The organism is Streptomyces sp. CBMA156 (assembly GCF_014596515.1).
In the GTDB taxonomy this organism is placed as follows: Bacteria; Actinomycetota; Actinomycetes; order Streptomycetales; family Streptomycetaceae; genus Kitasatospora.
The window spans coordinates 22914-31777 of sequence record NZ_MSJQ01000421.1 but is presented as its reverse complement, the minus strand read 5'-3'; the positions used below and the strand labels follow the sequence as shown (position 1 = coordinate 31777).

Annotated in this window: 9 protein-coding genes; 5 read left to right on the top strand and 4 right to left on the bottom strand. The window is 75.2% G+C overall.

The features are described 5' to 3' along the window. The coding region (locus tag BU198_RS37480) for a zf-HC2 domain-containing protein (RefSeq protein WP_188301257.1) at nt 1-499 on the bottom strand (499 nt) is incomplete at its 3' end. Then, nucleotides 496-1080 carry an RNA polymerase sigma factor gene (locus BU198_RS37475; protein ID WP_188301256.1) on the bottom strand — a complete coding sequence of 195 codons (585 nt, stop codon included), beginning with the start codon at nt 1078-1080 and terminating at the stop codon, nt 496-498. The genes BU198_RS37480 and BU198_RS37475, both read right to left, overlap by 4 nt. A 643-nt stretch (nt 1081-1723) precedes the next feature. Between BU198_RS37475 and BU198_RS37470 the strand changes: the two genes are divergently transcribed. After that, complete coding sequence (locus BU198_RS37470) at nt 1724-2197, top strand: ATP-binding protein (protein ID WP_188301255.1); 474 nt, start codon at nt 1724-1726, stop codon at nt 2195-2197. A 404-nt stretch (nt 2198-2601) separates the two neighbouring features. Here BU198_RS37470 and BU198_RS37465 read toward each other — a convergent pair whose 3' ends face one another. Next, nucleotides 2602-3630 carry a GlxA family transcriptional regulator gene (locus BU198_RS37465; RefSeq protein WP_188301254.1) on the bottom strand — a complete coding sequence of 343 codons (1029 nt, stop codon included), beginning with the start codon at nt 3628-3630 and terminating at the stop codon, nt 2602-2604. A 121-nt stretch (nt 3631-3751) separates the two neighbouring features. Between BU198_RS37465 and BU198_RS37460 the strand changes: the two genes are divergently transcribed. The 4 genes from BU198_RS37460 (at nt 3752) to BU198_RS37445 (ending at nt 7399) form a co-directional block, all read left to right on the top strand. Next, the gene (locus BU198_RS37460) at nt 3752-5068 is read left to right on the top strand and encodes an MFS transporter (RefSeq protein ID WP_317620485.1); all 1317 of its coding nucleotides are present in this window, start codon (nt 3752-3754) and stop codon (nt 5066-5068) included. Nucleotides 5069-5204: 136 nt separating this feature from the next. Beyond that, nucleotides 5205-5732, top strand: coding sequence for a GNAT family N-acetyltransferase (locus tag BU198_RS37455; protein ID WP_188301252.1), 528 nt, complete (start codon nt 5205-5207; stop codon nt 5730-5732). Nucleotides 5733-5846: 114 nt separating this feature from the next. Further along, entirely contained in the window at nt 5847-6191 is a 345-nt protein-coding gene (locus BU198_RS37450) for a DUF4229 domain-containing protein (RefSeq protein ID WP_188301251.1), read from the top strand. A 200-nt stretch (nt 6192-6391) separates the two neighbouring features. Next, nucleotides 6392-7399 carry a LacI family DNA-binding transcriptional regulator gene (locus BU198_RS37445; protein WP_188301250.1) on the top strand — a complete coding sequence of 336 codons (1008 nt, stop codon included), beginning with the start codon at nt 6392-6394 and terminating at the stop codon, nt 7397-7399. Between the two features lie 106 nt (nt 7400-7505). On the opposite strand, the gene BU198_RS37440 is transcribed toward BU198_RS37445, so the two are convergent. Then, nucleotides 7506-8714, bottom strand: a complete 1209-nt coding sequence (locus BU198_RS37440; protein ID WP_188301249.1) for an MFS transporter — start codon at nt 8712-8714, stop codon at nt 7506-7508. Nucleotides 8715-8864 lie beyond the last annotated feature (150 nt).

Sequence of the window (8864 nt, the reverse complement as noted above, 5' to 3'; positions counted from 1 at the left end):
CCCGTCGCCCGGCCGGCGCGGCGGGCACGCCGGGAGCGGCCGGCACCGGGTCGGGCAGGCCGAGGGCGACCGCCAGGAAGCCGTCCACCGCGGTCAGGTGGCCGAGCACCTCGGCCGGCCGCAGCCGCTCGGTGCCGCCGTGCCACGGCAGTTCGGCCACCTCCTGCCACTCCTCGGGGCCGAGGTCGCGCAGCAGCGCGTCGAGCTTGGCGGTCTCCGCCGTGTACGGCATGCCCCAGGCGGGGACGGGCAGTTCGGCGGGACGGCGGGTCAGGCACCAGTCGAGCACCTGCTGGCGCAGCGAACCGGGCAGGTCCAGCGGCTCGTCCAGGGAGAGCCAGCCGGCCGCCTCGCGCAGCCGGGCCGCCTCCTCGGCGCACTCCCGGCAGTCGTGCAGGTGCTGCTCCAACTCGCGGGCCTCGCGGTCCTGGCAGGCGCCGAGGGCCCACGCGCCGAGCAGCGAGCGCAGGGCGTCGTGCTGCTCCTCAGTGCTGCTCACGTCTCCCCGCTCCCGTTTCCGCTCCCGTTTCCGTTCCCGGCGCCGTCCTGGCGGGCGCGTTCGTCGGCCAGTTCGGTGGCCAGCAGCTCCAGACCGAGCCGCATCCGCTGCTTGGCGGCCTGCTCGCTGATGCCGAGCAGGCGGGCCGTCTCGTGGTAGGTGCGGCCGTCGTAGTAGGTCACCGCGATGGTCTCACGCAGGGGTTGGGGCAGGGAGTCGACCACGTACTGCACCCGCGCCGCGGTGGCCACGGCGCGGATCTCCGCCTCGGCGCCCGGTGCCCGTTCGGCGGCCCGCCGGGCCCGCAGCCGTTCGACCGCGCGGTGGTGGGTCAGGGCGCCGAGCCAGGAGCGGAGCGTGCCCCGGTCGGGGTCGAAGTCCTCGGGGTGCTCCCAGGCATGGGCGAATATCTCCCGGGTGAGCTGGGCGGCGGCGGCCTGGTCGCCGAGTATCCGTCCGGCCAGGCCGTGCACCATCGGTGCGAGCCGGTCGTAGAGTTCGCCGAGCGCGGTCTCCTCGCCGCGGGCGAGGCGGCGCTGCACCTGCTCGTCCCAGCGCGGGGCCTGCTCCGGGGTGGCCATCGGGAACCACCCTCCTGACCGGGTTCGCTGGCGTACCCAACGGTATCTTGCGGCCGGGCGGCGCCGGGGCCGATTCCGGCAAGAACGGAACCCTTCCTCGCGGATCCGCGTCCTTGTGAACACCCCTCCCCGCCGGGCTCCTTGGCCGCGCCGCACGGCTCGGCACGTCCGCCCGGGACCGGATCGTCCGATGGTGCGACGGTCGGCTGGTGGGACCGCCCGGCGAGGCCGCTGTTCGAGGGCGCTGGACATATGTCGCACGGGTGGTTCGCGAGTGGCGGGCGGGGCGGCGGGGGCACGCGGAGGTAGGTTCCCGACTGCGGGACCGGCGGGTCGGCCCGGGCCGGACGATCACCGGTACGAGGCTCGCGAGAGTGAGCGGGACAGTATGCACCGCGCTGTCGCCCGATCGCCGGAATATGCCCGAAGCGCTTGCTGCGCTCCGTGCCCCCGCCCATCCTGAGGCGTATTCGTGTCGCGGCCGGTGCCCGACCGACGGGACGGCGCGGACGAGTGGGCGCGGGCGGACGGATCGGGCGGTCGCCCGGGTACGGCCCGGGTGGCGCCGGGCGACGTGCGAGGGCCCGCCGGCCGCCGGCCCGATCGGGACTATGGCCGAACTGCGAGTGCGGGTGGTGGAGCGGTGCAGGTTCTTCAGGTACAGCTGGCGGTGCAGGCTGACCCCGCCGAGGTCGGCCGGGCCCGCCGGTGGGTGCGCTCGCGGCTGTTGAACCACGGGGTGGACCCGGATGCGCCGATGGCCGAGACGGTGGTGCTGGTGGTCTCGGAGCTGGTGACCAACGCCGTGGTGCACACCGGCTGTCCGGCGGTGCTGAGGCTCTGTCTGCCGGTGGCCGAGGGCCCGCAGGAGGGTGGCCCGGCCGCCCCGCTGCGGGTGGAGGTCGCCGACGCGAGCCGGGCCGCCCCCGCCCCGCGGCACACCGGTGCGGACGAGGACGCGACCAACGGGCGCGGTCTGGAGCTGGTCGAGCTGCTCTGCGAGCGCTGGGGCTGGTACCCGGACGGTTCGGGCAAGCGGGTCTGGTGCGAGATCGGCAGCGACGCCCGCCCGGCCGATCCGCTGGCCGACGCCGACTGGGCGGCTTTGGCGCAATAGCGGCTTTCGCGGCGGCCGTCCGGCGGGTCGATCACCCGCGCCGATCACCGGCCGAAAGGTGACGCAACCATTCCGAATTTCGGACTACCCATTGACGTGACGTATCCGACTGATCACGCTTGGGTGCGGCGCTCCGTCGCGAGGGGACGCCGAGGGGATGTCCGTCCACCGCCGCGGTGTTGCTGTCCAGGGAAGTTCGCGCCAGCGAGGGGGACCGTCGGCAGCCGGGCGAGGCCTGCTCCTTGGCGAGTGCGGAGGGTGCGGCGCGGGTTCAGGGCTCGCGCGCCGCGGTTGGATGGCGGCTTGCCGTGCTGTGCTCGGGGTGCGCGCGGCGTGCCGCCATCCAATGCGTCGCCGGGGAGCGGCGGGATCCGGCCACCGGCAGGTCGATTCCCAGGGGGTGCTCAGGAAGCGCGCCCGGCAGGGAGTCCGGCGGCGGTGGGGTTCCCCGCGGCGACAGGGTGCTCCGGGAGGGCGCGGAAGGTGCGCCGGTAGGCGCTCGGCGCGACGTCGAGCCGGCCGCGCAGTCGCAGCCGCAGCGAGGCGGCGGTGCCGAAGCCGGACTCCCGGGCGACCTGGTCGACCGTCAGGTCGGTCCGCTCCAGCAACTGCCGGGCCCTTTCGGTGCGCTGGGTGGTGATCCACTGCCCCGGGCTGGCGCCGGTCTCCTCCCGGAAGCGCCGGGTGAAGGTCCGTACGCTCATCCCCGCCCGGTCGGCGAGCTCCCGCAGCGCCAGCGGCCGGTCCAGGTGCTCCACGGCCCAGGCGCGCACCGCGGCGGTGCCGCTGCCGCCGGAGTCCACCGGGCTGGGGGCCTCCACGTACTGCTTCTGGCCGCCCTCGCGCCACGGCGGCACCAGGCAGTTACGGGCCACCGCGTTGGCCACCGCGCTGCCGTGGTCGCGGCGCACCACGTGCAGGCACAGGTCCACCCCGGCGGCCACCCCGCCGGAGGTGAGGACGTCGCCGTCGTCGGTGTAGAGCACGTCGGGGTCCAGCAGCACCCGGGGGAACAGCCGGGCGAAGCGCTCGGTGTAGCGCCAGTGGGTGGTGGCCGGGCGGCCGTCCAGCAGGCCGGCGGCGGCCAGGACGAAGGAGCCGGTGCAGATCGACATCAGCCGGGTGCCGGGCCGGATCCGGGCCAGCGCGGCGGCCAGAGGCGGGGTGAAGCAGGCGTCGGCGACCGCCGGACCGGAGACGGCCGAGGCCGGGATCAGCACCGTGTCGGCCCGCTCCAGCAGTTCGGGGCCGTGGTCGACGGTGATCCGGAAGTCGGCGCTGGTGGTGACGGGCCGTCCGTCCAGGGTGCAGGTGGCCACCTCGTACAGCGGCCGTCCGGCCGGGTCCTTGGCGCCGCCGAAGATGCGGGCGGGGATGCCGAGTTCGAAGGCGATGACGCCCTCCAGGGCGAGTACCGCGACCAGGTGTGCCATGTCGTCCCCTCGGGTGCCGGTGGGTCCGGGCCAGGCTACCGCGGGCCCTGGCCCGATTCTTGCGAAAGATGTCATTCAGGCCACTCGTCCGGCCCGGGGCGGCCCCGGGACACTCGTCCGCGTGACCGAACGCAGCGCCCTCGTCCCCACGCCCGTCTCCGAACCGACCGCCCCGTCCGGGCGCCCCCGGGTGCACTACGCCTGGGTGGTGGCCGCCGTCTCCCTGCTCGTCCTGCTCGGCTCGGCCGGCTTCCGCTCCACGCCGAGCCTGATGATGGACGCCCTGCACAACGAGTTCGGCTGGTCGCTCGGGACGATCTCCGTCGCCACCTCCGTCAACCTCACCCTCTACGGCCTCACCGCCCCCTTCGCCGCCGCCCTGATGGACCGGTTCGGGGTGCGCCTGGTGGTGGTCTGCGCGCTGCTGACCATCTCGGTCGGCGCCGGACTGACCATGCTGATGCGCGAGCCCTGGCAACTGGTGCTCTGCTGGGGCGTGCTGGTCGGCCTCGGCAGCGGCTCGATGGCCGGCGCCTTCGCCACCACCATCACCGGCCGCTGGTTCCAGGCCCGCCAGGGCCTGGTCACCGGGGTGCTCACCGCCGCCGGAGCGGCCGGGAACCTGGTCTTCCTGCCGGTCGGCGCCTGGCTGGTCGAGCAGCACGGCTGGCGCTCGGCCGTGGTCGTGGTCTCGCTCGCCGCCAGCGCCGTCGCCGTCCCGGTCCTGCTGCTGATGCGCGAGCGCCCGGCCGATCTCGGCCTGCTCCCGTACGGCGCGACCGAGGCCCCTCCCGCGCCGGCCGCCGAAGGCCGGGCCCTGGCCCGCTCGCTGCGGGTGCTGCGGGACGCCGCCAAGGTCCGGGCGTTCTGGCTGCTGGCCGCCTCCTTCGCGATCTGCGGCGCCACCACCGCCGGCCTGGTCGGCACCCACTTCATCCCGGCCGCGCACGACCACGGCATGCCGGTCACCACCGCCGCGAGCCTGCTCGCCCTGATCGGTGTGTTCGACGTGCTCGGCACCGTCTTCAGCGGCTGGCTCACCGACCGGGTCGACTCCCGGCTGCTGCTGACCGTCTACTACGGGCTGCGCGGGCTGTCCCTGCTCCTGTTGCCGCAGCTGCTGGCCGGCTCGCTCCAGCCGCCGATCCTCGCCTTCGTGATCTTCTACGGCCTGGACTGGGTGGCCACCGTGCCGCCGACCGTCGCGCTCTGCCGCCGGCACTTCGGCGAGGACGCCCCGATCGTCTTCGGCTGGGTGCTCGCCGCCCACCAGATCGGCGCGGCCGTCGTCGCCGGGCTGGCCGGGCTGGCCCGTGACGCGCTCGGCAACTACGACGTCACCTGGTACGGCGCCGGCGCGCTGTGCGTGGTCGCGGTCGGGCTCTGCCTGGCGCTGCGGACCGCGCGTTCCGAGGGGCCGGCGCCGGTGCTCCGGTGACGGCGGCACAGCCGGTACTCCGGTGACGGCACACCTGGCGCTCCGGTGACGGCGGCACAGCCGGGGCGGCCGTCACGGGAGCGCGGCGCCGGGGCTTCCGGAGGGGCCGTCGCACCGGAGGTCTAGGCTCCGCCCCATGGCGCTCATCTTCACCCTGGACCCGAAGCTCGACCCCGACCTGCGGACGGACGTCGTCCGGCTGTGGGCCGACGTCACCAACGCCGGCGGGGCGGTCGGGTTCGTGGCGCCGGTCACCGAGGAGGAGGTCTGGGACACCGCCGACCACCAGTTCGCCGGGGTCGAGCCGGACGGCCCTGACCGGCTGCTGGTCGCCCACGAGAGCGGGACGGGCCGACTGGTCGGCGTGCTGTTCTTCGAGTCGATGCGCTTCGGCCTGATGGAGCACTGGCGGATGCTCAAGCGGGTCATGGTGCACCCCGACTTCCAGGGCCACGGCCACGGTGCCCGGCTGCTCGCCGAGGCCGAGCGGGTGGCGCGGGAGTGGGGCCTGGAGTCGCTGCGGCTCACCGCGCGCGGCGGCCAGGGGCTGGAGCGGTTCTACGCCCGCAGCGGCTACCGGGAGGTCGGCCGGGTGCCGGCCGCGATCCGGGTCGCCCCGGGGGACGACCGGGACGACATCACCATGTGGCTCGACCTGCGCTGACGGCGGCCCCGGACGGGCGGGGCGGGCCGGATCCGGTGCCCCGTGCCCCGCCCCGGCCGTCAGGCATGCTTGACTGGAGAACCCGCCCCGGCGCAACGAAGAAGGAAGTGTCCAGTGCCCAGCAACGGCCCGGAGAAGTCGCACGCCACGCTCCGCTACACCTCGCTGCGGGTCAGCATCTTCCTCGGCTGCCTGCTGGTGGCCCTGCTGCTCGGGCACTTCGGGATCATCCCGGTCAGCGGCGACGCCGGCGTGATCTTCCTGTTCCTGCTGGCCGCGTTCGCCTCCGCGCCGCTCAGCTACGCGCTGCTGGGCAGGCAGCGCGACGAGATGTCCGCCCAGATCAGCGGCAAGGTCTCCGGGATGCGCAACCGCACCGCCGAGCGGATCGCCACCCAGAACGCCGAGGAGGACGCCGCCGACGACGCCGCCCGAGCGGCCGCCGCCGGCCAGAGCTGAGCCCGGTACCACCGCCGACTCCAGCAGCCGTGCCCGCCACCCGAGACTCCGCGCCGTCCGAGCCGCCTTCGGAACCGCCCTCCGAACCTTCGTCCGGTTCGCCGACCGGTCCTTCGGCCGGTTCGCCGACCGGTCCTTCGGCCGGTTCGTCGTCCGGGCCGCCTCCCGCCGAGGGGGCGTCCGGCACCTGGCCGGCCCCCGTGCGCCGGCCCACCGGACGGGACGTGGCCCGGCTCGCCGGGGTCTCCCAGGCCACCGTCTCCCTGGTCTTCTCCGGCGCCGAGGCCGGCCGGCGGGTCTCCGAGGCCACCCGGGAACGGGTCAGGGAGGCCGCCCGCAGCCTCGGCTACCGTCCCCAGGCGGCCGGCCGCCAGCTGCGGCTCGGCCGCAGCGGGATGGTCCTGCTGGCCGTGCCGAACCTCCAGGGGCCGTTCTTCGGCCGGGTGCTGGAAGGCGTCCACGAGGAGGCCGGACGCAACGGCCTGGCCGTCGTGGTCAGTTCCGGCTGGGGCCGGGCCACCCTCACCGAGGCCGCCACCGCCGGCCGCTTCGACGGCCTGCTGATCTGCTCCCCGGACGACAGCCAGCTCGGTGAGCTGCCCGCCGACACCCCCGCCGTCTTCCTGGACGCCGACCCGGGCACCGACCGGGCGCGTCCCACCGTCGAGCTCGACGTGGCCGGCGGGATGCGCGCCGCGGTCGAGCACCTGGCCGCGCTCGGCCACCGCAGGATCGGCCGGCTGCGCTCCAGCCACGCCGCGTACACCTTCCGCGTCCGGCAGGCCGCCTTCGAGCAGGCCGTCCGCGAACTCGACCTGGACGTCGTGGAGTTGGGCGTGAGCCTGAACGACGGCCATCGGGCCGCGCGGACGGTGGCGGGCCGGCTGCTGGAGCGGGCCGACCGGCCGCGCGCGGTGATCTGCGACGACGACGTGGTCGCCTCCGGGGTCTACCAGGCCGCCGCCGAGCTGGGGCTGCGGGTCCCGGAGGACCTGTCCGTGGTCGGCATGGACAACGTCGCGGTGGCGGCGCTGCTCGCCCCGCCGCTGACCACCGTCGACCTGCCGGGCGAGGAGCTGGGCCGGGCGGGCGCGGCCGCGCTGGCGGCGCTGCTGCGCGGGGAGCGGGTGGCGCCGGTCGCGCCGCTGGCCACCTCGCTGGTGCTGCGCTCCTCCACGGCGCCGGCTGGCGCGGCCTCGCAGCACTGATCACGGTCCGTCACCGAAGGGTGGCTCTTTTTCGCCCATATTGCTCCAACTGGGTGGCCCGCCGGCCAGACCACCGGTGGGCGCGGTCGTTCGTGGGGGGTGTGGGTCAGCCCACCGGGACGGGCTGCGCGGCGGGGACGAGCGGCGCCGGGTGGAACCAGCGCCGGGCACCGAACAGCAGCAGCGCGCCGAGTGCGATCCCGCCGGCCGCGCACAGCGCCACCGGGCGCAGCGAGTCCTCGGCGAGCTTGCCGGAGACGGCGTAGCCCAGCGAGTTGCCGGTGGCGAACAGCGTCACCAGCCAGGCGAAGGCCTCGGTGACGGTGCCGGTCGGCGCCAGTTCGGCGACCAGCACGAACGCCGCCGCCAGCAGCGGGGCCAGCATGATCCCGGAGAGGAAGGCCAGCGCGGCCATCGGGTACGGCCCGGGCAGGGCGACCAGCGGCAGGTAGCAGGCGGCCATCGCGAGGGCCATCATCCAGGTGCGGGTGGCGGTGTTCTGCCGCCACTTGATCACGCCGTACGCGAGCGCGCCGAGCAGGCCGCCGAGCGCCGCCAGTGCCAGCAGGGTGCCCCCGCCGCCCGGCAGCGTGCCGGTGTGCTGTTCGGCGTAGGCGATGAACAGCACGTTCTGGGCGCCGACCGCCCAGCCGGCCCCGGCCAGTCCGACCAGCAGCAGCACCAGGCCGGGGGAGCGGAGCGGTCCGAGCAGTCCGGCGGACTGCTCCGGGGCCGGGGCGCGCCAGGACCGGGCCGGCCCGGTGGTGGCCACGATCAGTGCCCCGGCCAGTCCGAGGCCGGCGGCCACCCAGAGCGCGGCGACCGGGCTGAACAGCCCGGAGATGGCGGCGACGGCCAGCGGCCCGGCCACGTAGAGGGTCTGCTGGGACGCGGAGTCGAAGGCGTACGCGGTGTCGAGCTGCTTCTCCTCGACCACGTCCGGCCAGAGCGAGCGCAGGCAGGGTTCCAGCGGGGGCATCGCGAGGCCGGCGATCGCGGCCCCGACCGGCGCGGCGATCGCGGAGCCGGGGGCGAGGGCGAGCAGCGCGTACCCGCCGCCGGCCACCACGGCGGAGGCGATCAGGACGCGTGGCTGTCCGGTGCGGTCGACGATCCGGCCGAGCACGGGACCGCCGACGGCGGCGGCGATCGCGTAGGCGGAGGTGGCCAGCCCGACCCGTCCGTACGCCACCCCGGCGTCGCGCAGGGCGAGGGCGATGACGAGGGCGGTCATGCCGGCGGGCAGCCGGCCGAGCAGGGTGCCGAGCAGTAGACGGGTGACGTGCGGGGCACGGAGCAGGGCGAGGTAGCCCATCGGCGTTCTCCGGAGTGGGCAGGCGGGGGCGGGGACGCCGTCAAAGTTATACGTATAACTGCTCAGCGGTCAATCGGGCCACAGGGTCGATCTGATGGTGCGTCAGCTTCGTTCGTGTCCGGACCGCAGGTTCGGGGCGCGGCCCGGGCG

Excerpts from the sequence above, each read along its gene's own strand:
- BU198_RS37475 (WP_188301256.1), bottom strand. The coding sequence starts at position 1,080 with ATGGCCACCCCGGAGCAGGCCCCGCGCTGGGACGAGCAGGTGCAGCGC.
- BU198_RS37465 (WP_188301254.1), bottom strand. The coding sequence starts at position 3,630 with ATGGCACACCTGGTCGCGGTACTCGCCCTGGAGGGCGTCATCGCCTTC.
- BU198_RS37455 (WP_188301252.1), top strand. The coding sequence starts at position 5,205 with ATGGCGCTCATCTTCACCCTGGACCCGAAGCTCGACCCCGACCTGCGG.
- BU198_RS37440 (WP_188301249.1), bottom strand. The coding sequence starts at position 8,714 with ATGGGCTACCTCGCCCTGCTCCGTGCCCCGCACGTCACCCGTCTACTG.